Here is a 24,327-nt window from a genome sequence, read left to right as displayed (position 1 = left end):
ATGGCGCTCTATATCGGTGTGATGTCCGGGACCAGCCTGGATGGCTTGGATATCGCACTGGTCGAACTGACTCCGGCGATCAAATTGATCGCCACGCACTACATTCCGATGCCCACCGCCCTGCGCACCGAGCTGCTTGGACTGTGCAGCAGCGGGCCCGATGAGATCGCCCGCTCCGCCATCGCCCAGCAAAGTTGGGTAAAGCTGGCCGCACAGGGCATCCATACCCTGCTCGGCGAACAGAAACTCAAGCCTGAGGACATCACGGCGGTTGGCAGCCACGGCCAGACCATCCGCCATGAACCGGCCCGTGGATTTACCGTACAGATTGGCAATCCGGCCCTGTTGAGCGAGTTGACGGGCATCGCCGTCGTCAGCGATTTCCGCAGCCGTGATGTTGCCGCCGGAGGACAAGGCGCCCCGCTGGTTCCGGCATTTCACGAAGCACTGTTCGAAGAACGAATCGGCAATCGCGCCGTGCTGAATGTCGGCGGTTTCAGCAATCTCAGCCTGATAGAGCCGGCAAAACCCGTCGCCGGTTTCGACTGTGGCCCAGGCAACGTATTGCTCGATGCCTGGATACATCAACAACGAGGCGAGCATTTCGATCGCGATGGCCAATGGGCTGCCAGCGGAAAAGTCGAGCCTGTCCTGCTCAAGACACTGCTGAGCGACCCTTTCTTCGTCACCAAAGGCCCGAAGAGTACCGGGCGTGAAGTATTCAACCTGCCTTGGCTGAGCCAGCATCTGTCGCAGTTGCCAGCCTTCGCTCCGGAAGACGTGCAGGCGACGTTGCTCGAACTGACAGCCCTGACCATCGTCGAATCACTCCGACATGCCCAGCCCACTACTCAGGAATTGCTGGTCTGTGGCGGCGGTGCGCACAACCAGACGCTCATGACGCGCCTGTCTGACTTGCTGCCGGATGCCAAAGTCAGCAGTACCGCCGTGTACGGCGTAGACCCGGATTGGGTTGAAGCCATGGCTTTCGCCTGGCTTGCCCATTGTTGCCTTGAAGGTATCCCGGGCAACCGCCCAAGTGTCACCGGCGCTCGTGGCCTGCGCGTGCTCGGCGCCATCTATCCGGCCTGAATCCAATAATCACGGACAAAAAAACGCCGCAGGGCCTAAGGCACTGCGGCGTTTTTTATTGAAGCACTCAGATCGAGAACGAAGAACCGCACCCACAGGTCGTGGTCGCGTTAGGGTTCTTGATCACGAAGCGCGAGCCTTCCAGACCTTCCTGATAATCCACCTCGGCACCTGCCAGGTACTGGAAGCTCATCGGATCGACCACCAGGCTGACCCCTTCGCGCTCGACGATGGTGTCATCTTCGGCCACTTCTTCATCAAAAGTGAAGCCGTACTGAAAACCTGAACAACCGCCGCCCGTCACAAATACGCGCAGCTTCAAACGATCATTACCCTCTTCATCGACCAGGCTCTTCACCTTGTGCGCGGCACCGTGGGTGAATTGCAAAGCCGTGGGGGTGAAGGTTTCGACGCTCATGCTGAATATCTCCCGGCGTTTACGCCGCCATAATGCGTGATGGCGGGCATTATCCGCTTCTCCTAGAAAATTGGTCAACTATTTAGAAGAGCAGCGGCGAGCTACAAGCCTCAAGCTTGTAGCTGCCAACCTGAAGCTTGTGCTGCCGTTACGGCAACATCCCGGCATGGGACAACCCCAGGCGCTCATCCAGCCCGAACAGAATGTTCAGGTTCTGAACGGCCTGGCCGGACGCGCCCTTGACCAGGTTATCGATAACCGACAACACCACTACCAGATCACCGTCCTGCGGACGATGCACGGCAATCCGGCAAACGTTCGCACCGCGCACACTGCGGGTTTCCGGGTGGCTGCCGGCCGGCATTACGTCGACGAACGGTTCGTTGGCATAACGTTTTTCAAACAACGCCTGCAGGTCTACCGAACGATCGACGACGGTTGCATACAGGGTGGAGTGGATACCACGAATCATCGGCGTCAGGTGTGGCACGAAGGTCAGGCCGACATCCTTGCCCGCTGCCCGGCGCAACCCCTGGCGAATTTCCGGCAGGTGCCGATGCCCCTTGACCGCGTACGCCTTCATGCTTTCCGAGGTTTCGCTATACAGCGAGCCGACACTGGCTCCGCGCCCGGCACCGCTGACACCGGATTTGCAGTCGGCAATCAGACGCGAGGCATCGGCAAGGCCCGCTTCAAGCAGCGGCAAGAACCCCAGCTGTGTGGCCGTCGGATAGCAACCCGGTACGGCGATCAACCGTGCCTGCTTGATTTTCTCGCGATTGACTTCCGGCAAGCCGTAGACCGCTTCATCGAGCAGTTCCGGTGCACCGTGGGGCTGGCCGTACCATTTGGCCCATTCGTCGGCGTCCTGCAGGCGGAAATCCGCCGACAGGTCGATGACCTTGGTCCCGGCGGCCAGCAGCTCACCCGCCAGGGCGTGAGCGACACCATGGGGCGTGGCGAAGAACACCACATCGCAGGCGCCGAGGGTCTTGATGTCCGGGACGCTGAACGCCAGGCCGTCGTAATGGCCCCGCAGGTTCGGATACATGTCGGCGACGGCCAGGCCGGCCTCGGATCGGGAGGTGATGACCACCACCTCAGCCTGCGGATGCTGTGCCAGCAGACGCAGCAGTTCGACACCGGTGTAACCCGTGCCGCCGACAATACCGACCTTGACCATAAACCTGCCCTCAACGAACCCACTGGAAAGCCGTCGATGATAGGGGCCGCAAGGCGCGGCGACAACCGTCAAGGTGACGTGTGGCCGCTCCAACCTCTACTATCGGGCTACCGTGAATTCCTGGAATAACTAAAAATGCTCTATCTGTGGCTCAAAGCACTTCACATCGTCAGCATGGTCTGCTGGTTCGCCGGCCTGTTCTACCTGCCTCGCCTGTTTGTCTACCACGCCCAAAGCGAGGACAGCGTCAGCAAAGAACGCTTCAGCGTCATGGAGCGCAAGTTGTACCGCGGCATCATGGGCCCGGCAATGATCGCTACCCTGGTATTTGGCATCTGGCTGCTCAGTCTCAACGCCGGTGCCTACTTCACCCAGGGTGCCTGGATGCATGCCAAGTTGACCTTGGTCGTGCTGCTGATCGGTTACCACCATATGTGCGGCGCCCAGGTGAAGCGCTTCGCCCGCGGCGAAAACACCCGCAGCCATGTCTTTTATCGCTGGTTCAATGAAGTGCCGGTTCTGATATTGCTGGCTATTGTAATTCTGGTGGTCGTCCGACCGTTCTAATCTCCAATCAGCATTTATTATCCGGGGTACTTCCAATGTCGTTGCCCGCTCTGCTTGAACAACGCTTGCGTCTGCCCGTCGTGGCGGCACCGATGTTCCTGATTTCCAATCCGCAACTGGTACTGGCCTGCTGCCGCAACGGCATCGTCGGCAGCTTTCCGGCGTTGAACCAGCGTGAAAGCAGTGGCTTGAAGGCCTGGCTGGAGGAAATCGAAGCGGGTCTGGCAGCCTTGGAAAATCCGGCGCCCTACGCCGTAAACCTGATCGTCCATCACAGCAACCCGCGACTTCAGGCCGACCTGGCTATCTGCATCGAACACAAGGTGCCGATTGTCATCACTAGCCTGGGCGCGGTGAAGGAACTGGTGGATGCCGTCCACAGCTATGGCGGGCTGGTATTCCACGACGTGACTACCCGGCGTCACGCCGAAAAAGCCGCCGAAGCCGGTGTCGATGGCTTGATCGCCGTTGCCGCCGGCGCAGGCGGGCACGCCGGGACCTGGAGCCCGTTTTCATTGATTGCCGAAATCCGGCAGTTTTTCGATAAGACCTTGCTGCTTGCGGGATGCCTGAATCACGGCCATCAGATTTTGGCCGCCCAACTGCTTGGTGCGGATCTGGCGTACTTCGGTACGCGCTTTATCGGGACAAGCGAAAGCCAAGCCCCTGACGCTTATAAAGAGATGTTGCTCACATCCAGAGCCGCAGACATCGTGCATACTCCCGCTGTGTCCGGGGTACCGGCCAGTTTCATGCGCCAGAGCCTGGAGAATGCCGGGTTCGATCTGGCCGCCCTGCAGAACAAGGGCGAGGTGGATTTCGGCTCGAAACTCAAGCCGCTGAACGATGAAGCCAAGGCCTGGAAAACCGTATGGTCGGCAGGCCAAGGCGTGGGTGAAATCGATGATTTGCCCAGCGTCGATCAGTTGGTGGCGCGCCTGGATGAAGAATATCGTCAGGCACAAACACGGGCGGCACAGCTTGGCAGGCAATGGCCCCGCTGAAGCCACCCCATAAAAACAGTTAATTAACTTTCAGAGACAAGGATGCCGGGCATGAGCGAAACCCGTTTCAACATCGTATTCGACGGAGGCCTGATGCCTGGCGTCGATACCACCACAGCCAAACTCAACCTCGCCGAGCTGTTCAAAAGCGATATCAGCGCCATTGAACGGCTGTTCACTGGTCGCAAGGTAGCCCTTAAAAGCAACTTGTCCCAGAGCGAAGCGCAGCAATACCTGGAAGCACTCAACAAGAGCGGCATCGATGCCAGGATCGAAGCCGAACCCGCCCTCCAGCTGAGCCTTGGCGAAGTACAGGAGTCGCCACGACAGCCGGAGGTACGCCACCCAGAGTCGATCGTCGATCCCGTCTCGCCGTACGCGCCTCCCCGGGCCGAAGTGGGTGAAACGCTCGCCGAGTACGGCACGCTCAAGCCCTTCAGCTTCGATGGGCGTATCGGGCGTTTGCGCTACCTGGCCTGGACCATGGTGTTGACCCTGGCCATGCTGCCCCTGGTCGGCTTGGGCTTCTGGCTTGCCACGGCCTGGCTGATGGCTTCCGACTCGATAGCCGCACTGGTCGTCGGCGGTCTGCTCGGCGCAGCCGTCGTGCTTGCCTTTGCCTTCGTGAGTATCCAGTTCAACGTCCAGCGCCTGCACGATCTGGGCTGGTCGGGGTGGCTGTGGCTGATTAACCTGGTTCCATTCGTGGGCAGCATCTTCCCGTTCATCCTCATCATCGCTCCGGGCAATACCGGCGCAAACCAGTACGGCCCGCCACCACCGCGCAATACCACGGCGGTCAAATTGCTGGCGTCGCTTTGGCTTGTGATGATCGTCTTGATTTTCATGGCCACCTTTGCCGGCATCTTCGGAGCCCTCCAGGAGGACTACGACAGCAGCAGCCTGAGCAGCTATGAAAGCAGCGAGTCCAGCAACGAAACCAGCGAAGAACCCGCCGTCGAGGCAGCCGAGCCCGCCCCGCCTTCTGTAGACTATGAAGAAGAAGAGGAACAATAAGCGCGCTTCATGCCGGTGACAGCCCAGTCGACTGGCGGCGGGCTGTTGCGATGGAGAACTGCATGACCCGTTACGCACTGATCACTGGCGCTTCCAGCGGCATTGGCCTGGCCATGGCCGAAGCGCTGGCCCGGCGCGGCCGCAACCTGATACTGGTGGCTCGACAGCGTGATCGGCTGGAAAGTATTGCAATCGAACTGACTCAGCGGTTTGGCGTGGAGGTGTTGTTCCGGGCCTGTGACCTGGGCGAACCGCTGAGGCTTTCAGGCTTTCTCCTGGAACTGGAGGAAGGTGAGCGGCAGATCGACCTGCTGGTCAATTGCGCCGGCATCGGTACCAGCGGGCCGTTCCTGGGGCAGGACTGGATGACCGAACAGGACCTGATCGAAGTCAACATCCTCGCCCTGACACGTCTTTGTCACGCTATCGGTAACAGCATGGCGCTGCTGGGCGGCGGCCAGATCCTCAACGTCGCCTCGATCGCCGCGTTCCAACCCGGCCCCTGGATGAGCACCTATTACGCCAGCAAGGCCTATGTACTGCACTTCTCCGAAGCCCTGCGGGTCGAGCTGAAGAAATGCGCGATCAAGGTTTCGGTACTCTGCCCTGGCCCCACCCACACCGGCTTTTTTTCCAGGGCACAGATGGACGAACAGAAACTCATCGACAGCAAACTGCTGATGAGCCCGGAAGAAGTCGCCCTGTACGCCGTACGCGCGCTGGACCGCAACCGCGCCATCATCATTCCCGGACGCCGTAACCGCTGGCTGGCCACACTGCCGCGGCTGGGATCGCGATGGCTGGTGCGAACCATCACCGGCATGATCAACAAGGCTTATTGCCCACGCTGACCCCTTAGAATTGAACAACCAGGCGCCTCTACCGGTGCCTTCATGACACTCGACCTCGACGAACCCAACGGAGAAAACAGCTGTGGATACTCTGTTTACCAAGATCATCAACCGGGAAATCCCGGCGAAGATCATTTACGAGGATGACCAGGTACTGGCCTTCCACGACATTGCGCCACAGGCGCCCGTGCATTTCCTGGTCATCCCGAAAAAACCGATCCGCACGCTCAACGACCTGACCGAAGAAGACAAAGGCCTGGCTGGACACATTCTGTTCACGGCCCAACGCCTGGCGCTTGAATTGGGCTGTGAAGAAGGTTTTCGCGTGGTGATGAATTGCAATGAACTGGGTGGGCAAACGGTCTATCACATTCATATGCATGTGCTAGGGCAGCGCCAGATGAACTGGCCGCCGGGCTGATCCCCCTGACCCAGCGCAAATCTTCGGCGGTCGATTGAGTTAAACTGGCCGCTGTGATTTTTCCCGGAGGTAAGCATGACTACCCAACGTCACTACTCGCCGATTGACCGTTTGTTGCTGCAAGCCGATACAGCGCTGCGCACGCTGCTGCCCTTCAGTGGTCAGCCGTACCGCCCATCACCGGCTATCGTGCAGCCGGACGCGCAACTGAGTGACGAGCAAACCCGCCATGTCGCTGGACTGATGCGTATCAACCATACCGGCGAAGTCTGTGCCCAGGCGCTGTATCAGGGCCAGGCGCTGACAGCGAAGCTACCGCAAGTGCGTGAGGCAATGGAGCATGCCGCCGAGGAAGAAGTCGACCATCTGGTCTGGTGCGAACAACGCATTCGCCAGCTGGGCAGCCATACCAGCGTCCTGAACCCGCTGTTCTATGGGATGTCATTCGGGATCGGCGCCGTTGCCGGGCTGATCAGTGACAAAGTCAGTCTCGGCTTCGTTGCGGCGACCGAACATCAAGTGTGCAAGCACTTGAATGAACACCTCGAACAACTACCGGCCGAGGACGAAAAATCCCGGGCGATCCTCGAGCAGATGCGCGTGGATGAGGAACACCATGCCGAGAGTGCCCTTGAGGCCGGAGGCTTCCGTTTCCCGGCTCCGGTGAGATTCGGCATGAGCCTGCTGGCCAAGGTCATGACCAAGAGCACTTATCGGATTTGACGGCGATTGGGGATTGGATGACTCATCCGCATTCCCAGGGAAATTAAAAAAGGCGACTGCCCATTGGGAGTCGCCTTTTTTTCACCGAAAACTTCAGTACGGCATGTTGCAGGCCGTCACCATTGGATCGACTCAACCCAATTCGATGATTTCATAGTCGTGGGTGATTTCGACCCCGGCGGCACCGAGCATGATCGAAGCCGAGCAATATTTCTCGGCGGACAGCTCAATGGCGCGCTTGACCTGGGCCTCCTTCAGGGCTCGCCCCTTCACCACGAAGTGCATGTGGATCTTGGTAAACACTTTGGGATCTTCTGTGGCGCGCTCTGCCTCCAGGAAGGCTTCGCAGCTTTCGACGGCCTGGCGGGACTTTTTAAGAATGCTGACCACGTCGAAGTTACTGCAACCGCCTACGCCCAGCAGGAGCATTTCCATCGGCCGAACACCCAGGTTCCGCCCGCCGGCTTCTGGCGGGCCGTCCATGACGACCACATGACCACTGCCTGACTCACCGAGGAACATGGCTTCGCCAGCCCATTGGATGCGTGCCTTCATCGCCAAGACTCCACTGTTAAAAAAGGGTCGCCAGCTTAGCACAGCGCTGCGGAATGACTGCTCTGCGTCTCAGGAAACCTGACCCGCCAGCACGTAGGTAAATTCTCCAATTAATTAGGGACGCCTCTGTTAAGCTGGCGCCAACTCGCTGGCGTATGGCCAGCTTTTTAGCGATGCCATTCGCGCCTATAAAAAAACCAAACCACTACACTGCGCAGTCTTTCGGGATACAACCATGGTTGCCATTACTCCCACGTTCAAGATCAAGAATCTCGACAAACTCTTGATGCATTGTCAGCGCCGCCGCTATCCAGCCAAACACAACATCATTTGTGCCGGAGATCGTTCCGACACGCTGTTTTTCATCATCAAGGGTTCGGTCACTATCCTGATAGAAGATGATGACGGTCGGGAAATGATCATCGCCTACCTCAATTCCGGGAATTTTTTCGGCGAGCTGGGGTTGTTCGAACAGGCGGGCAAGGAACAGCAACGCAGTGCCTGGGTGCGGACCAAGATTGAATGTGAAGTTGCGGAAATCAGCTACGCCAAATTCCGAGAACTGTCCCTGCAAGACCCGGACATTCTTTACGTCCTGAGCGGACAAATCGCACAGCGCCTGCGTAATACCACCCGCAAGGTCGGCGATCTCGCCTTCTTCGACGTCACCGGACGTGTCGCACGTTGCCTGCTGGAGTTGTGCAAGCAGCCCGATGCCATGACTCACCCGGACGGCATGCAGATCAAGGTGACCCGCCAGGAGATTGGTCGGATAGTCGGGTGCTCGCGTGAAATGGTCGGTCGCGTACTCAAGGATCTGGAGGAGCGCAACCTGGTCAGCGTCAAAGGCAAGACCATGGTGGTGTTCGGAACGCGTTAAACGCCCAATAGTTCGATCAGCAGTTTCCGGTACAGCGCCTCGAGCCGCTCCAGCACGTGAGGCGCCGGGAATTTTTCATGCAGGGCAATATGGCTCTCGGCACGCACTCGCTGCTCCAGGCCACAGGCCTCATTGAAGCGGTTGACTGCTGCGACCATGGACTCGCGCTCGTTCTCCAGCAAAAGTGCGCCATGCACCAGCCCCACCGGACGTTGACCGCCCTTGCTCTGGCGCCAGCGCTGAGCGGTACCGACCATTTTCCGACCGTCGAGGTTGACGTTGAAGCGCCCGTCGCAAAAGGCCCCCTCCACTTCTCCCAGCGAAGCCACCCCGCCCAGTTCATCCAGCAACTGGCAGATGGGATCGCACAAGCGGCGGTACCCGGTTTCGATACGGCCGTGATCGCCTTCGCTGCGCGGTGGCGCGTAGACCAGGGCGATGTTGACGGTAGCGGTCGACTGCGGCACCGGTTCACCACCGGTTTCGCGCAACAGGACCGGCCAGCCATGGGCAGCCGATACGTCACTGGCGTGTTCGAACCCCGCAAGGCGACTCAAGCGGCGCGGCATGACCAGCGCACGATCATTGGGCTGCCAGAACAGCAGACCGAACTCGGCGTCGCCCGCGCAGATGCTGGCCAACAGATCCTGTTCGGCTTGCAGGCCAGCTTCGACAGCGAGGGAAATCACAGGCGACATGGATCAGTCCAGCGTCGAGCCGCTCACCGGCAGGCCTCGTTCAGGAAAGAACAGTCGTTGCAATTCCGTGCCCGGGCTCTCCGCCCGCATGAACGCCTCACCCACCAGGAACGAGTACACATCGCTGACTTCCATCAGCTCGACATCGGCCCGGTTGAGGATGCCGCTTTCGGTGATGACCAGGCGATCGCGCGGAATGCGCGGCAACAGGTCCAGGGTGGTTTCCAGGCTCACTTCAAAAGTGTGCAGGTTGCGATTGTTCACGCCGACCAGTTTGGTATCGAGGGTTTTCAGGGCTCGCTCCAACTCGTCACCGTCATGGACTTCCACCAGGACATCCAGCCCGACGCTTTTGGCAACAGCCGCCAGCTCGGCCATTTTTACGTCGTCCAGAGCGGACACGATCAACAACACGCAGTCGGCGCCCAGCGCCCGCGCCTCGACGATCTGGTATGGGTCGATCATGAAGTCCTTGCGAATCACTGGCAACTTGCACGCCGCCCGCGCCTGCTTCAGGTAGTCGTCGGCCCCTTGGAAAAAGTCGATGTCGGTCAACACCGAGAGGCAGGTCGCCCCGCCCTTCTCGTAGCTGCGGGCGATGTCGGCCGGGACGAAATGTTCGCGAATCACGCCCTTGCTGGGGGAGGCCTTCTTGATTTCGGCAATCACCGCCGGCTGTTTTTTCTTGGCCTGATCGATCAGTGCCTTGGCAAAGCCGCGCGGCGCATCCGCTGAACGCGCCAGGTTTTCCAGCTCGGCCAGACTGACGCGAGCGCTGCGCTCAGCCACTTCCTCAGCCTTGCGAGCCAGAATTTTTTCCAGAACCGTTGGCACGCTCATCCTTCGTTCTCCACTTTGAATACGGCGGTAAATGCACCCAACTCTTCGAGCTTTTCCCGGGCCAGGCCAGTGTGCAGTGCATCATGGGCCAGCTCCACGCCCTGCTTGAGGCTGCTGGCGTGGTCGGCGGCGTACAACGCAGCACCGGCATTGAGCACGATCATCTCAGCGGCTTTCTGGCCGTTCTCGGTCTTGCGCCGCCCCAGGGCATCGCGTATCAATTCCAGCGATTGGGCCGGGCCGTCGACCGCCAGGCCGTGCAAGCTCTGGCTTTTCATGCCGAGGTCTTCAGGTTCGACCCAATACTCGCTGATCTGATCATTTTTTAGTTCGGCCACGAATGTGGGCGCCGCCAGGCTGAATTCATCCAGGCCATCCTTGGAGTGGACCACCAGCACGTGCTTGCTGCCCAGGCGTTGCAGGACTTCGGCCAACGGCCGGCACAACGCCTGGCTGAACACCCCAACCACTTGGTGCTTCACGCCGGCCGGATTCGTAAGCGGGCCGAGCATGTTGAACAGCGTACGCAATCCCAGGTCACGGCGCGGCGCGGCAGCGTGTTTCATGGCGCTGTGATGGGTCTGGGCAAACATGAAACCAATGCCGACATTGTCGATACAGCGCGCGACCTGGATCGGCGTCAGGTTCAGGTAGATGCCAGCCGCCTCCAGCAGGTCGGCACTGCCGCTCTTGCCTGAGACTGCGCGGTTGCCGTGCTTGGCAACGGTGCAACCGGCCGCCGCGACCACGAACGCTGACGCGGTGGAAACGTTGAAGATATTGGCGCCGTCACCACCGGTGCCGACCACATCGACCACACCGTCCAGCGTCTTGAGCTCGACCTTGTCCGCCAGCTCGCGCATCACCGACACGGCGCCGACGATTTCATCGATGCTCTCGCTTTTCATGCGCATGGCCATCATGAACGCGCCGATCTGCGCATCCGTGCATTGGCCAGTCATGATTTCGCGCATCACGTCGCGCATCTCGTCGGTGCTCAGGTCGAGATGGCCGACGATACGGCTCAGGGCTGTCTTGATATCCATGGAAAGTCCTTAGCGCGTGCCGCCGATTTGTTTGAGGAAGTTGGCGAACAGTTCGTGACCCTGTTCGGTGAGAATAGACTCGGGATGAAATTGCACACCCTCGATATTCAATGTCTTGTGGCGCAGCCCCATGATCTCATCGACAGAGCCGTCTTCAAGCTGGGTCCAGGCCGTCAACTCCAGGCAGTCAGGCAGCGTTTCACGCTTGACGATCAGGGAGTGATAGCGAGTTACGGTAAGCGGATGATTCAGGCCCTCGAACACCCCCTTGTCCTCATGGAATACCGGGCTAGTCTTACCGTGCATGACTTGTCGAGCGCGCACGACATCGCCGCCGAACGCCTGGCCAATCGACTGATGCCCCAGGCAAACACCGAGGATCGGCAGCTTGCCGGCGAAATACTTGATGGCGTCGATGGAAATGCCCGCTTCGGTCGGCGTGCACGGGCCGGGTGAAACCACGATGCGCTCAGGCTTGAGGGCTTCGATTTCGGCGATGGTCAATTCGTCGTTGCGCACGACCTTGACCTCGGAGCCCAGCTCGCCGAGGTACTGCACAACGTTGTAGGTAAAAGAGTCGTAGTTATCGATCATCAGCAACATGGCGTAAGCAACCTATTGAATTCACTGACTTTAAATACAGCCTTCGGAGAGTAACCCGCACACTGCTGCGCTTGGCGAGGCGAGTGATGCCCCTGCGAAGCGGCTCTACAAGCGGGTAAAGAAGGCAAATCGGTACAGGTCCGGGCGAGGCCGGCGGAGAATATTCAGGCGCGCCAACGCCAGCGGGCGTGTGCCTTGATCATTTGATCCAGAAGTTTGCTGACAATCGACACAGGAAAAGTCTCGTTCATACGTCCCGGCACAGTAGCTTAGCTGGGCGGAGCACGCAATATGACCGATCCCGAAGGGCCTTGAAACAATCGCGATGTTCCGGAGAGATGGCAAAACGCCGAAAGTTTTTGGTACTGTCGTTTCGTTTTCTAACAAAAATAAGATAAAAACGGATTTTCCCATGATCAAAAAGACGTTGTTCGTACCGATTGCCAGTTGTTTGCTAGCGATGGCCTGCGCCCAGGCGAGCGCCGCTCCCAACCCTTATTCCAAGTTCATCGTGTTCGGCGACAGCCTCAACGACGCCGGCCAGTTCGCCGACCCGAATGGTCCGCCCGGCGCGACCGAGCGCTATACCAACCGAACCGGGCCGATCTACACCGACGGCAGCGGTGAAGCCTACTCCGCCAATTCCACCCAGTTGCTCGGTGGGCGCCTGGGTTACTCCGCCGACGAGACCGCCGCCTCCACTTCAGCGGTCCGCGCCAGCGAGGGGCTGGCAGACGGCAACAACTGGGCGGTAGGCGGTTATCGTACCGACCAGATCCTCGAATCGATTACCGGCGTGTCCGACACTGGCGAGCGCAGCCGTCCCGGCTACCTGCAGTCCAATGGGCTGCGCGCCGATCCGAATGCGCTGTATTACATTTCCGGTGGTGGTAACGATTTCCTTCAAGGCCGGGTGCTGACCCCCGAGCAAGCAAACGCCGCCGCGGACCGCCTCGCCGACAGCGTCCAGGTGCTGCAAACGGCCGGCGCCCGCTATGTGATGGTCTGGCTGTTGCCTGACCTGGGCTTGACCCCTGCCCTCAACGGAGGCCCTTTGCAAGATACCTTTTCGCAACTGGGCAATCAGTTCAACCAACAACTGATCACGCGCCTGCAAGGCATCGACGCTGAAATCATTCCGTTGAATATTCCGCTTTTGCTGAAGGAAAGCTTCGCCGACCCGGCAAGATTCGGCCTCGCCACCGGTGAGAACCTCACTGCCACCTGCTTCAGCGGCAACGGCTGCACGGAAAACGCCACCTACGGCATCAACAGTGCCACGCCTGATCCCAGCAAGCTGATCTACAACGACGCGGTTCATCCAACCGAAACCGGGCAGAAGCTGATCGCCGACTACGCCTATTCCCTGCTCGCGGCGCCATGGGAGCTGACATTGCTGCCGGAAATGGCCCACTCGACCCTCCGTGCTCACCAGGACGAGTTGCGCAGCCAGTGGCAATCTGACTGGGAGAACTGGCAGGCCGTGGGCCAGTGGCGAGCCATCGTCGCCGGCGGCGGCCAGCACCTGGACATGGACAGCCAGGACAGCGGCGCCAGCGCCGACGGCAGCGGCTATAGCCTGAACATCGGCGGCAGCTATCGCCTCAATGAGGCTTGGCGCGTAGGTGTCGCCGCCGGCCTCTACCGCCAGGACATGGAGGCAGGCCACAACGATTCGCAGTACAAGCTAAACAGCTACCTGGCGACCGCTTTCGCCCAGTTCCAGCAAAACCGCTGGTGGGCCGATGCGGCACTGACCGGCGGCAAGCTCGACTACGACAATCTGGAGCGCAAGTTCGACCTGGGCGTCAACGAAGCCCAGGAGAAAGGCGACACTGACGGCCATCTATGGGCATTCAGTACCCGTGTAGGCTACGACATCGCCCAGCCGGGCAGCCAATGGCATCTCTCACCGTTTATCAGCGCTGACTATGCGAAGGTGGAAGTCGATGGCTATTCGGAAAAGAGCAGCCGCTCCACGGCCCTGACCTTCGATGACCAGACCCGCGACTCGAAACGCCTGGGCATTGGCTTGCAGGGTAAATACAACTTCACCCGCCAGACCCAGGTGTTTGGCGAATATGCCCATGAACGCGAGTACGAGGACGACACGCAAAAGGTCAACATCGCCCTCAACAGCCTGCCAGCCAATGACTTCACGCTGGAAGGCTACACGCCACAGAGCCACCTGAATCGCCTGAGCCTGGGGGGTCAGCCACAAGTTGACCAACGACTTGGCGCTGCGTGGCGGTTATACATTGCGCAAGGATGATGACTCCACCCTGCAGGGGGTGAGCCTGGGCGTCAGCCTGGATTTCTGACCGAGAGAGAGCTATGTGGGAGCGAGCCTGCTCGCGATGAGGCCGTCATGTCCGACAAATGCATCGGCTGACAGGCCGCTATCGCGAGCAGGCTCGCTCCCCACATTTTGATCGAGTTGCCACAGTTGTTTGTTGAAGGGCTTCAGTCTTCTGAGGTCTGCTCGGCCAGCGCCACGGCGCGGAACATGGCCCGGCGCTTGTTCAGGGTTTCTTCCCACTCCAGCGCCGGCACCGAGTCGGCGACAATGCCACCGCCGGCCTGTACATGCAGTTCGCCGTTCTTGATGACAGCGGTGCGAATGGCAATGGCGGTGTCCATGTTGCCGTTCCAGGCGAAGTAACCCACAGCCCCGCCGTACACGCCCCGCTTGACCGGCTCCAGTTCGTCGATGATTTCCATCGCGCGGATTTTCGGCGCGCCGGACAAGGTGCCCGCCGGCAGGATCGCCCGCAAGGCGTCCATCGCCGTCAGTCCGTCCTTCAACTGGCCGGTGACGTTGGAAACGATGTGCATCACGTTGGAATAGCGCTCGATGACCATCTTCTCGGTGAGTTTCACCGAACCGACTTCCGAGACTCGTCCAGTGTCATTGCGCCCCAGGTCAATCAGCATGAGGTGCTCGGCGATTTCCTTGTCATCCGACAGCAGGTCCTCTTCCAGCGCCCGATCAGCCTCTTCCGTAGCGCCACGTGGGCGAGTGCCGGCAATCGGCCGTACCGTGATGAGGTTATCCTCGACCCGCACCAGCACTTCCGGCGAACTGCCGACGACGTGGAAGTCGCCGAAGTTGAAGAAGTACATATAGGGCGTCGGGTTGAAGCAGCGCAGGGCCCGGTACAGGTCAATGGGCGCCGCCTTGAAGTCGATGGACATCCGCTGCGACGGCACGACCTGCATGCAGTCACCGGCGAGGATGTACTCCTTGATGGTATCGACGGCTCTTTCGTAATCGTCCTGGGTGAAACTGGAACGGAACACCGGGTCGGCCGCCGACTGCTTGCTGAAGTCCAGCCCGGGACGCGGGGTGATCGGTTGACGAAGCTTTTCCAGCAGTGCCTGCAGGCTTTGTTGGCCCTGCTCGTAGGCATCTTCCTGGGCCGGATCGGCCAGGACGATGGCGTGCATCTTGCCGGCGAGGTTATCGAAGACCACGACCGCGTCGGACACCATCAGCAAAATATCCGGCACGCCCAACGGATCGGGGTTCGGACAGGTGCCCAGGCGCTTTTCCACGTAGCGCACGCAGTCGTAGCCGAAATAACCCACCAGGCCACCGTTGAAGCGTGGCAGACCGGGGATGGTCGGCACGTTGTAGCGGGCCTTGAAGGTTTCGACGAAGGCCAGCGGGTCCTCGACTTCGAGACTTTCGATCTCGACGCCGTCGTGGGTCACGCTGATGCGATGGTCATGGACCCGCAGCACGGTGCGGCACGGCAGGCCGATAATGGAGTAACGGCCCCATTTCTCACCGCCCTGCACCGATTCGAGCAGGTAGGAATTGGGCTGGTCGGCCAGCTTGAGATAGATCGACAACGGCGTGTCGAAGTCGGCCAGGGTTTCGCAGGCAAGCGGGATGCGGTTATAGCCGGCAGCGGCTAGACGCAGGAATTCTTCACGGTTCATGGGGTGCCTCGTGGCAAGAGGAGCTGACAGTCAGGTATGCAAACGCGCCGGATAACCGGCCAGGATCACGTCAGGCGCGCCAACGCCAGCGGGCCAGGGCCTTCATGACTTTCATCCAGAGTTTGCGAGTGACCACCACGATGGCGTTTCCAGAAGAGGATTGAACAGCGTCGGGCAACGTTATCTCAGCGGCAGGGTCCAGGCAACCGGGAATTAACAGACGTAAATCGTCGATCACCAGCGTGGGAAACTCTTCGGCGATCGGCCGGCCATGGTTATAGCCGTAACTCAGCGCCACGCATTTGACTCCAGCCGCTTTCGCCGCCAGCACATCGCTGCGCGAGTCGCCGACGAACAACGATTGGGAGGCTGGGATGTTGGCCATTTTCATCACGAAAAACAGCGCGGCCGGATCGGGCTTTTTCTGTGGCAAGGTATCGCCGCCAATGATCCAGCGGAAATAACGGCCGATTTTCATCTGATCCAACAGCGGCGCGACGAAGCGCTCCGGCTTGTTGGTGATCAGCGCCATTTCCACGCCTTGCTTTTGCAGCCATTTGAGGGTGGAGCGCACACCGGGGTAGACCACCGTCAATTCGTGATTGCCCTCATAGGCTTCATTGAACAGCTCCAGCGCCCGCTCAGCCTCGACCTCATCGACGCCTTGGGCATCGATGTGATTGGCCAGGGCCCGGCGCACCAACATGGGCGCACCATTGCCGACCCACTGACGCACAGCGTCGAGACCGGCCGGCGGGCGGCCGAGCTTAAGCAGCATGTGGTCCACGGCCGCCGCAAGGTCCGGGACCGAATCGACCAGAGTGCCATCGAGATCGAACATCACCAGACGCGGCAGGCTGCCGGGGAACAGCTGCTCGAAGCCGCTCATGGGCGAGCCAGTGCCAATTCGGCGCGCATCTTTTCAATGACCTCTTTGTAATCCGGGGCATTGAAGATCGCCGAGCCTGCGACAAAGGTATCAGCACCCGCCGCAGCGATCTCGCGGATGTTGTTCACGTTCACGCCACCGTCGATCTCCAGGCGGATATCCCGGCCCGAGGCATCGATCAGCGCCCGGGCCTTGCGCAGTTTATCGAGGGTGCCGGGGATGAATTTCTGCCCACCGAAGCCAGGGTTGACGCTCATCAGCAAGATCATGTCGACCTTGTCCATCACGTACTCGAGCACGTCCAGCGGTGTCGCGGGGTTGAACACCAGACCAGACTTGCAACCGCCTTCGCGGATCAACTGCAGGGAGCGATCGATGTGCAGCGTGGCTTCAGGGTGGAAAGTGATGTAGGTGGCGCCGGCTTCGATGAAGTCCCCGACAATGCGGTCCACCGGGCTGACCATCAAGTGCGCGTCGATCGGCGCGGTGACGCCGTACTTGCGCAGCGCCGCGCAGACCATCGGGCCGATGGTCAGGTTGGGCACGTAGTGGTTGTCCATCACATCGAAGTGCACGATGTCGGCCCCGGCGGCCAGAACGTTGTCCACTTCCTCGCCCAGACGGGCGAAGTCGGCGGAGAGAATCGACGGAGCAATAGCGAAGGGCTGCATGACGCACCTGTTTTGAGCGAAATCACGATGGCGCGCATTGTATACCTCAAGATTTGGCGCGCCCACCGTGACAGTCGATCAATACGCCGCGCGGTAGATCTCCTCGATATCGGCGGCGCTCAGTTGGCGCGGATTGTTGCGCATCAAGCGCTCGATCCCAGCGGCTTCCACCGCCATGGCGGGGATGACATCCACGGTCACACCCAGACTGCTCAGGCCATTGGGGATTTGCACCGCGGCGCATAGCGCGACCATGGCCTCCACAGCTTCGTCGGCAGCTTCAAGATCGCTCAGGTGTGCGGTCTTGAGCCCCATGGCCTCGGCGATGTCGCGCATGCGCTCCACGCACGCCATTTTGTTCCACGCCATGACATACGGCAGCAACAAGGCGTTTGCGACGCCATGGGAAACGTGGAAGCGCCCGCCCAACGGATAGGCCAGCGCATGCACCGCCCCGACCCCGGCATTACCGAATGCCATGCCGGCCATCAGGCTGGCGGTGGCCATGTCCTCACGGGCTTGCAGATGAGACGGGTTGGCATAGGCCTTGGGCAATGCCCGGGTGATCAGTTTGATCGCGCCAATGGCCAGGGCATCGGTGATTGGCGAGGCATTGAGCGACAGGTAAGCCTCGATGGCGTGCACCAACGCATCGACGCCACTGGCAGCCGTTACGCTGCGCGGACAGGTGAGGGTCATCTGCGGGCTGACCAGCGCCACGTCCGGCAACAGGTAATCGCTGACGATGCCTTTTTTCAGCTGTGCGGCCTTATCGGAAAGGATCGCCACGTTGGTGACTTCCGAACCGGTCCCGGCCGTGGTGGGGATGGCAATCATGGGCGGGCCTTTGCGCGGCACCTGATCGACGCCGAACATGTCCTGCAGCTCGCCGTGGTAACCGGCATAGACCCCGACGCACTTGGCGATGTCGATGGCACTGCCGCCACCCAGGCCGATCAGCCCATCATGGCCGCCGTCGCGGTAGGCTTGCATGCAGTCTTCGACAATGGCGATTTCCGGGTCCGGCATGACCCTGTCGAAAATCTCGTAGTCCCGTCCGCCCAGGTGTTGCAGGGCCAGCTCCACGGTGCCGGACTTGACCAACGCCGCATCGGTCACGATCAGTGGGTTGTCGACGTCCAGCCGCGTCAACTCGGCGGCCAGTTGCTCGATGGCAGCGGCGCCGGTGATCAGTTTATGGGCGATCTTGAATGAGGAAAGACTCATGTGCGCGGCCTCTTATTCGAGTATGGGCTGGCACAAGGATAGCTCGGTATTCAAGGTTGTCTGCCATTCAGCCCATGAATACAGCGCAAATTCCCCTGTGGGAGCGGGCTTGCTCGCGAATGCGGCGGAACATTCAATATGTATGTCGACTGATACACCGCTTTCGCGAGCAAGCCCGCTCCCACATTGGTTTTGCGTTGGGCCTCAGACTTGCGCAGTACGCAACTTCTCGCTACGCCCACGCAACCACTCCAGGGTCAGCAGCAAAATCACCGAGAAGGCGATCAGCAGCGTCGCGGCGGCGGCAATGGTAGGGCTGAGGTTTTCGCGGATACCACTGAACATCTGCCGTGGCAGGGTTGCCTGCTCGGGACCGGCCAGGAACAGGGTCACTACCACTTCATCGAACGACGTCGCGAAGGCGAACAACGCACCGGAGATCACACCGGGGGGCGATCAACGGCAAGGTCACCCGACGAAACGCTGTCAGCGGCGATGCGCCAAGGCTGGCAGCGGCCCGAACCAAATTGTGGTTGAAACCCTGAAGGGTCGCCGACACCGTGATGATCACGAACGGCACACCCAGCACGGCGTGGACCACGATCAGCGAGACGAAACTGTTGCCCATCCCCAGTGGCGCGAAAAACAGGTAGCTGGCGACGCCGATGATCACCACCGGCACCACCATCGGCGAGATCACCAGGGCCATCACCAACGCCTTGCCCGGGAAGTCGCCACGGGTCAGGCCGATGGCCGCCAGCGTGCCGAAGATCATCGCCAGCAACGTCGCCGCCGGGGCCACGATGATGCTGTTCTTCAGCGCCCGCATCCATTCGGCCGAAGCGAAGAAATCGTGATACCACTGCAGCGAAAAACCTTGCAGCGGGTACACCAGGAAGCTGCCGGAGTTGAACGACAGCGGAATGATCACCAGCACCGGCAGGATCAGGAACAACAGGATCAGCCCACAGAGGGTGCGCAAGGTGTAGAACCACACCCGTTCGACGGGAGACATGTAAGGACTCAGCATTTCGATCTCCCCTTAGCTCAGGCGCAGGCGACTGGCGCCCACCAGCCGGTTGTAAATCAGGTAAAGCACGACGGTCGCCAACAACAGCAGCCCGCCGAGCGCCGTGGCCATGCCCCAGTTAATGCTGGTGTTGGTGTAGAACGCGACGAAGTAGCTGACCATCTGATCGTTCGGGCTACCCAGCAACGCCGGCGTGATGTAGTAGCCGATGGCAAGGATGAACACCAACAGGCAACCGGCGCCGACACCGGCATAGGTCTGCGGGAAGTACACCCGCCAGAAACTGGCGAACGGATGACACCCCAGGGAAATCGCCGCCCGCATATAAGTAGGCGAGATACCTTTCATCACGCTGTAGATCGGCAGGATCATGAATGGCAGCAGAATGTGGACCATGGAGATGTAGACACCGGTGCGGTTGAACACCAGTTCCAGGGGCTTATCGATGACGCCCATGGCCATCAGGGCACTATTGATCAAGCCGCCCGATTGCAGCAGCACGATCCACGCCGCCACCCGCACCAGGATCGAGGTCCAGAACGGCAGCAGCACCAGGATCATCAACAGGTTGCTTTGGCGTGATGGCAGATTCGCCAGCAAGTAGGCCAACGGATAAGCCAGCACCAGGCAGATCGCGGTAATCACCAGGCCCATCCAGAACGTGCGGGTGAAGATATCCAGGTAAATCGCCTGGTCGGGAGTGGCCGGTGCCAGCTCGCCGAGGTCATCGATGCGGTGATCGACGGCCGCCAGCAGGTAATACGGGGTGACGTCGCTGGTGTTACGGCGGATCACCTGCCAGTACGCCGGGTCGCCCCAACGCTCATCGAGGTTTTCCAAGGCTTCTTTATAAGAGGTCGGCTCGGTGGCGAACGGCAACGCCCGAGCGGTCTTGGTCAGCAGGCTGCGATAGCCGGCCAGTTCCATGTTCAGGCGCTTGGACAAGTCGCCCAGGGTCTGATTCTTGCGGGCTTCGGCCAGGTCTTCACTGGCAGCCTTGTACACCGGCTCGCCCGGCAACCCGCGTCCGTCCCATGTAGCGACGGCAGCGACGGTACGCGGCATGGCACCCACCACTTCCGGGTTGCTGACACTTTTGAACAGCAGCGCCACGATCGGCACCAGGAACACCAGCAACAGAAACAGCACCAGCGGCGCGATCAAGGCCTGGGCCTTCCAGCGGTTGACCCGCTCGGCGTGCTTGAGCCGCTGCTTCAGGGTGGGGCTGGTGCCCGCGTTCAGTGGAACGGCGATGGCCATGGCGAACTCCGCAAATCTTTTTGATCGTTACAGGGGGCGGCGGGCCGCCTCTGTTCTTTTGAAACATCCAACTGAGGCAAGAACCTGTGTGGGAGCGGGCTTGCTCGCGAAAGCGGTATGTCAGCCAACATTCATGTTGAAAGTGATGACGCCTTCGCGAGCAAGCCCGCTCCCACACAAGCTCTTCTACAACCGTCAGTGGTTACTTCGCAGCCCAGGAATTGAAGCGCTGCTCCAGTTGCTCACCGTTGTCAGCCCAGAAGCTGACGTCGATCTGCACCTGATTGGCGATGTTTTCCGGGGTGGTCGGCATGTTGGTCAGGACATCCTTGGCCAACAACGGGACTGCCTGGGTGTTGGCCGGGCCGTAGGCGATGTTTTCCGAGTAGGTCTTCTGCTGCTGCGGTGCTACGGAGAAGGCGATGAATTTCTTCGCCGCTTCTGCGCGAGTCTTGTCCAGGCCGCGCGGAATAGCCCAAGCGTCGAAGTCGTAGATGCCGCCGTTCCACACCACTTTCAGGTTGCTTTCTTTCTGGACCGCAGCGATCCGGCCGTTGTAGGCCGAGCTCATGACCACGTCACCGGAGGCCAGGTACTGCGGCGGCTGAGCGCCGGCCTCCCACCACTGGATGTTCGGCTTGAGTTCGTCGAGCTTCTTGAACGCACGGTCCTGGCCGTCTTTGCCGGCCAGCACTTTGTAGACGTCTTTCGGCGCGACACCGTCGGCCATCAAGGCGAATTCCAGGGTGTACTTGGCGCCTTTGCGCAGGCCGCGCTTGCCTGGGAATTGCTTGGTGTCCCAGAAGTCTGCCCAACTGGTCGGTGCGGTTTTCAGTTTGTCGGCGTTGTAGGCCAACACGGTCGACCACACGAAGAAACCTACGCCGCAAGGCTGGATGGCGCCCTTGACGTAGTCTTCGGCCTTGCCGAACAGGGCCGGATCGAGTTGTTCGAACATGTCTTCGTCACAACCACGGGACAATTCCGGAGACTCGACTTCCACCAAATCCCAGGAAACGCTCTTGGTGTCGACCATGGCCTTGACCTTGGCCATTTCACCGTTGTACTCGCCAGCTACGATCTTGCCATTACCGGCCGCTTCCCACGGTGCGTAGAAGGCTTTGACCTGAGCCGCCTTGTTCGCCCCGCCGAAAGACACCACGGTCAGGTCCGGGCCCGCCGCCATCGCGCTTGCCGCACCCATCATGCCCAGGGTCAGGGCTGTGAACTTCAGGGATCTCAACATTTATTGTTCTCTCCACGTGCAGGGTTGGTGTTGGTACAGCAGGGGGCGATCAATTCGCCTCTAGAAGGGGATCGAGCGCACGCACGTGCTCGACTTGCCAGCCAAGCGGAACCACGTCCCCGACGGCGAGCCCGGGATCGAGCTCGGCAATCGGTTGTTTCACGAAGAAGTCGTTCTTGCCGCAGACTTCCAGGCGAACGCGGACGTGGTCGCCCAGATAGATGAATTCCGCCACCCTCCCTGAGAAGCGGTTGACACATTGTTCGCTTGCGCCGTTGAGGCTCACCCGCTCCGGGCGGATCGACAGGGTTACCGGCTCGCCGGGCTTGCCGACATTCACCGCCAGCGCCTCGACCTTCTCGCCGCGCCCCAGCTCAACCATGCAACGGTCGCCGGTGTGGCTGTGCAGGCGGCCGTTGAGGCGGTTGTTCTCGCCGATGAAGTTGGCAACGAAGGTGTTTTTCGGCTCTTCATACAGTGTGCGTGGTGGAGCGATCTGCTGGATTTCGCCCTGGTGGAATACCGCCACGCGGTCGGACATGGTCAGGGCTTCGCCCTGGTCATGGGTCACGTAGACCACGGTCACGCCAAGGCGCTGGTGCAGGTGCTTGATTTCCATCTGCATGTGTTCGCGCAGTTGCTTGTCCAACGCACCGAGGGGTTCATCCATCAGCACCAATTGCGGCTCGAATACCAATGCCCGGGCCAGCGCCACCCGTTGTTGCTGGCCGCCGGACAATTGCGCCGGGTAGCGCTGGGCGAAGCTGTCCAGTTGGACCATGCTCAGGACACGCTTGACCCGATCGCTCACGTCACTCTTGTTCAGGCCGCGCACGGTCAGCGGGAACGCGAGGTTCTCGGCGACGGTCATGTGGGGGAACAAGGCGTAGTTCTGGAACACCATGCCGATGTCACGCTTGTGCGGCGGCACATTATTGATCGAACGCCCGGCCAGTTGGATCTCACCGGCGGTTGGGGTTTCAAACCCGGCGAGCATCATCAGGCTGGTGGTCTTGCCGGAACCGGACGGCCCGAGCAGGGTCAGGAATTCGCCTTTGCGAATATCCAGGTTGAGGTCTTTGACGATCAGGTTCTCGCCATCGTAGCTCTTTTGCACACCACGAAAGCTGACCAGCACATCACTGGCCCCCGCGCTTGAATCGACCTGGCTCATACCCGCACCTTTTGTATTGATGACTGCTTGTGAATCAAGCCTAGTGGAGCCTGGGGCCCGCGCAAATCGGGACGCAGGAGAGAATCGCCTCAGCCGGATGGAAGAGTCGGGGTAGGGATCGCCCTACAAGGATGGCGGGATTGGGTAAATGCAGTGGCGAGTTTTAAGCGGCAAGCTGCAAGCAGGGGTGAAAAGCGGTGTTGGGGCGTGTCGCAAATAGGTATGTCAGTGCATTCCCCTGTGGGAGCGAGCCTGCTCGCGATAGCGGCGTGTCAGCCAACATCGATACTGAATGGTCCGACGCCATCGCGAGCAGGCTCGCTCCCACAGGAGATTGCGGCGAGTTTAGAGCAGCTTGTGCTCCATCGCGTATTTCACCAGCTCCGCCAATGATGTGATGTTGAGCTTCTGCATCAACCGCGCCTTGTGGGTACTGATGGTCTTGCTGCTCAGGGCCAGTTGCTGGGCGATGTCGTTGACGTTGGCGCCCTGGGCCAAGCGCTCGAAGACCGAGAATTCACGCTCGGACAATAGCGAGTGCAACGGGCGGGTGTCGGTCAGGCCGACCTCGAAGACCATTCGGTCGGCCAGGTCCGGGTCGATGTAACGCCCGCCGGCCGCGACCTTGCGAATCGCCATGAGCAGCAGGGCCGGGTCGCTGTCCTTGGTCGCGTAGCCAGCTGCACCGACCTTCAGCGCACGGGCGGCCATTTGCGCCTCGTCATGCATCGACAGCACCAGAATGGCTGGCGGATTATTCAGCGCCCGGATCCGCGGGATCGCCTCCAGGCCGTTGACACCCGGCATGGAAATGTCCAGCAGCACCACTTCGCAGGGCACCTGGCGCAAGGTCTCGAGCAACTGTTCGCCATTGCTCGCCTCCCCGACCACCACCAGATCCTTGGCCAGGCCGATCAACTGCTTGATGCCTTCGCGGACGATGGTGTGGTCTTCGGCTACCAGTACACGGATCACATTGTTCTCCAG

23 protein-coding genes and 2 pseudogenes are annotated in these 24,327 nt (G+C 60.2%); 9 read left to right on the top strand and 16 right to left on the bottom strand.

Translation table 11 applies throughout. The features are described 5' to 3' along the window. A complete protein-coding gene (locus GN234_RS21315; RefSeq protein ID WP_176689031.1) occupies nucleotides 1-1,092 on the top strand; it encodes an anhydro-N-acetylmuramic acid kinase in 1,092 nt (363 codons plus the stop codon). 67 nt (nucleotides 1,093-1,159) lie between these two features. On the opposite strand, the gene erpA is transcribed toward GN234_RS21315, so the two are convergent. Both erpA and argC read right to left on the bottom strand, forming a co-directional pair. Then, on the bottom strand, nucleotides 1,160-1,510 hold the full coding sequence (gene erpA / locus GN234_RS21310) for an iron-sulfur cluster insertion protein ErpA (RefSeq protein WP_003177727.1): 351 nt from the start codon (nucleotides 1,508-1,510) through the stop codon (nucleotides 1,160-1,162). Between the two features lie 148 nt (nucleotides 1,511-1,658). Continuing rightward, on the bottom strand, nucleotides 1,659-2,693 hold the full coding sequence (argC, locus tag GN234_RS21305) for an N-acetyl-gamma-glutamyl-phosphate reductase (RefSeq protein WP_109754950.1): 1,035 nt from the start codon (nucleotides 2,691-2,693) through the stop codon (nucleotides 1,659-1,661). 135 nt (nucleotides 2,694-2,828) lie between these two features. On the opposite strand from argC, the gene hemJ reads away from it, so the two are divergent. The 6 genes from hemJ to coq7 all read left to right on the top strand — a co-directional run bounded on the left by hemJ (nucleotide 2,829) and on the right by coq7 (nucleotide 7,276). Beyond that, entirely contained in the window at nucleotides 2,829-3,260 is a 432-nt protein-coding gene (gene hemJ / locus GN234_RS21300) for a protoporphyrinogen oxidase HemJ (RefSeq protein ID WP_109754951.1), read from the top strand. A gap of 35 nt (nucleotides 3,261-3,295) precedes the next feature. Next, a complete protein-coding gene (locus GN234_RS21295; RefSeq protein ID WP_176689030.1) occupies nucleotides 3,296-4,264 on the top strand; it encodes an NAD(P)H-dependent flavin oxidoreductase in 969 nt (322 codons plus the stop codon). A gap of 51 nt (nucleotides 4,265-4,315) precedes the next feature. Continuing rightward, nucleotides 4,316-5,281 carry a DUF805 domain-containing protein gene (locus GN234_RS21290; RefSeq protein WP_176689029.1) on the top strand — a complete coding sequence of 322 codons (966 nt, stop codon included), beginning with the start codon at nucleotides 4,316-4,318 and terminating at the stop codon, nucleotides 5,279-5,281. Between the two features lie 62 nt (nucleotides 5,282-5,343). Next, on the top strand, nucleotides 5,344-6,132 hold the full coding sequence (locus tag GN234_RS21285; protein ID WP_109754954.1) for an SDR family NAD(P)-dependent oxidoreductase: 789 nt from the start codon (nucleotides 5,344-5,346) through the stop codon (nucleotides 6,130-6,132). A gap of 82 nt (nucleotides 6,133-6,214) precedes the next feature. Further along, nucleotides 6,215-6,553: a histidine triad nucleotide-binding protein gene (locus tag GN234_RS21280; RefSeq protein ID WP_003316306.1), complete on the top strand. Its 339-nt coding sequence runs from the start codon at nucleotides 6,215-6,217 to the stop codon at nucleotides 6,551-6,553. A 75-nt stretch (nucleotides 6,554-6,628) separates the two neighbouring features. Next, entirely contained in the window at nucleotides 6,629-7,276 is a 648-nt protein-coding gene (gene coq7, locus GN234_RS21275; protein ID WP_176689028.1) for a 2-polyprenyl-3-methyl-6-methoxy-1,4-benzoquinone monooxygenase, read from the top strand. Between the two features lie 132 nt (nucleotides 7,277-7,408). Here the strand turns inward: coq7 and GN234_RS21270 are convergent, their stop codons facing one another. Beyond that, nucleotides 7,409-7,831, bottom strand: coding sequence for an OsmC family protein (locus tag GN234_RS21270; RefSeq protein WP_003206127.1), 423 nt, complete (start codon nucleotides 7,829-7,831; stop codon nucleotides 7,409-7,411). Nucleotides 7,832-8,066: 235 nt separating this feature from the next. Between GN234_RS21270 and crp the strand changes: the two genes are divergently transcribed. Continuing rightward, nucleotides 8,067-8,711 carry a cAMP-activated global transcriptional regulator CRP gene (gene crp, locus GN234_RS21265; RefSeq protein ID WP_176689027.1) on the top strand — a complete coding sequence of 215 codons (645 nt, stop codon included), beginning with the start codon at nucleotides 8,067-8,069 and terminating at the stop codon, nucleotides 8,709-8,711. Here the strand turns inward: crp and GN234_RS21260 are convergent. Genes GN234_RS21260 through GN234_RS21245 form a run of 4 tightly spaced genes read right to left on the bottom strand, consistent with a single transcriptional unit; the run spans nucleotide 8,708 to nucleotide 11,898 of the window. Then, nucleotides 8,708-9,409, bottom strand: coding sequence for a lipoate--protein ligase family protein (locus tag GN234_RS21260; RefSeq protein WP_176689026.1), 702 nt, complete (start codon nucleotides 9,407-9,409; stop codon nucleotides 8,708-8,710). The genes crp and GN234_RS21260 overlap by 4 nt on opposite strands. Before the next feature lie 3 nt (nucleotides 9,410-9,412). Further along, complete coding sequence (gene trpC, locus GN234_RS21255) at nucleotides 9,413-10,249, bottom strand: indole-3-glycerol phosphate synthase TrpC (RefSeq protein WP_109754958.1); 837 nt, start codon at nucleotides 10,247-10,249, stop codon at nucleotides 9,413-9,415. Then, the gene (gene trpD / locus GN234_RS21250; protein ID WP_109754959.1) at nucleotides 10,246-11,295 is read right to left on the bottom strand and encodes an anthranilate phosphoribosyltransferase; all 1,050 of its coding nucleotides are present in this window, start codon (nucleotides 11,293-11,295) and stop codon (nucleotides 10,246-10,248) included. The genes trpC and trpD overlap by 4 nt, the downstream gene beginning before the upstream one ends. Nucleotides 11,296-11,304: 9 nt before the next feature. Beyond that, nucleotides 11,305-11,898 (bottom strand): aminodeoxychorismate/anthranilate synthase component II, encoded by a 594-nt coding sequence (locus GN234_RS21245; protein WP_176689025.1) that lies wholly within the window; start codon nucleotides 11,896-11,898, stop codon nucleotides 11,305-11,307. A 412-nt stretch (nucleotides 11,899-12,310) separates the two neighbouring features. Here GN234_RS21245 and estP point away from each other — a divergent pair. After that, nucleotides 12,311-14,219 (top strand): annotated as a pseudogene (gene estP / locus GN234_RS21240) (esterase EstP). A 142-nt stretch (nucleotides 14,220-14,361) separates the two neighbouring features. On the opposite strand, the gene trpE reads toward estP, so the two are convergent. From trpE to GN234_RS21195, 9 genes and pseudogenes are all read right to left on the bottom strand, one after another. Next, the gene (gene trpE, locus GN234_RS21235; RefSeq protein WP_176689024.1) at nucleotides 14,362-15,843 is read right to left on the bottom strand and encodes an anthranilate synthase component I; all 1,482 of its coding nucleotides are present in this window, start codon (nucleotides 15,841-15,843) and stop codon (nucleotides 14,362-14,364) included. A gap of 70 nt (nucleotides 15,844-15,913) precedes the next feature. Further along, nucleotides 15,914-16,732 (bottom strand): phosphoglycolate phosphatase, encoded by an 819-nt coding sequence (locus GN234_RS21230; protein ID WP_116833593.1) that lies wholly within the window; start codon nucleotides 16,730-16,732, stop codon nucleotides 15,914-15,916. After that, nucleotides 16,729-17,403 carry a ribulose-phosphate 3-epimerase gene (gene rpe / locus GN234_RS21225; RefSeq protein WP_109754963.1) on the bottom strand — a complete coding sequence of 225 codons (675 nt, stop codon included), beginning with the start codon at nucleotides 17,401-17,403 and terminating at the stop codon, nucleotides 16,729-16,731. The genes GN234_RS21230 and rpe overlap by 4 nt, the downstream gene beginning before the upstream one ends. A 78-nt stretch (nucleotides 17,404-17,481) precedes the next feature. After that, on the bottom strand, nucleotides 17,482-18,630 hold the full coding sequence (locus GN234_RS21220) for an iron-containing alcohol dehydrogenase (RefSeq protein ID WP_109754964.1): 1,149 nt from the start codon (nucleotides 18,628-18,630) through the stop codon (nucleotides 17,482-17,484). Nucleotides 18,631-18,834: 204 nt separating this feature from the next. Next, nucleotides 18,835-19,660 (bottom strand): annotated as a pseudogene (locus GN234_RS21215) (ABC transporter permease). Nucleotides 19,661-19,672: 12 nt separating this feature from the next. Then, nucleotides 19,673-20,920, bottom strand: a complete 1,248-nt coding sequence (locus tag GN234_RS21210; RefSeq protein WP_109754966.1) for an ABC transporter permease — start codon at nucleotides 20,918-20,920, stop codon at nucleotides 19,673-19,675. 202 nt (nucleotides 20,921-21,122) lie between these two features. Next, entirely contained in the window at nucleotides 21,123-22,166 is a 1,044-nt protein-coding gene (locus GN234_RS21205; protein ID WP_014340502.1) for an ABC transporter substrate-binding protein, read from the bottom strand. Nucleotides 22,167-22,215: 49 nt separating this feature from the next. Continuing rightward, nucleotides 22,216-23,340: an ABC transporter ATP-binding protein gene (locus GN234_RS21200; protein ID WP_109754967.1), complete on the bottom strand. Its 1,125-nt coding sequence runs from the start codon at nucleotides 23,338-23,340 to the stop codon at nucleotides 22,216-22,218. 345 nt (nucleotides 23,341-23,685) lie between these two features. Continuing rightward, nucleotides 23,686-24,315, bottom strand: coding sequence for a response regulator (locus GN234_RS21195; protein WP_109754968.1), 630 nt, complete (start codon nucleotides 24,313-24,315; stop codon nucleotides 23,686-23,688). Nucleotides 24,316-24,327 lie beyond the last annotated feature (12 nt).

This window comes from Pseudomonas bijieensis (assembly GCF_013347965.1).
In the GTDB taxonomy this organism is placed as follows: Bacteria; Pseudomonadota; Gammaproteobacteria; order Pseudomonadales; family Pseudomonadaceae; genus Aquipseudomonas; species Aquipseudomonas bijieensis.
The sequence above is the reverse complement of the archived record's forward strand: the minus strand, read 5'-3'. Positions and strand labels throughout refer to the sequence as shown.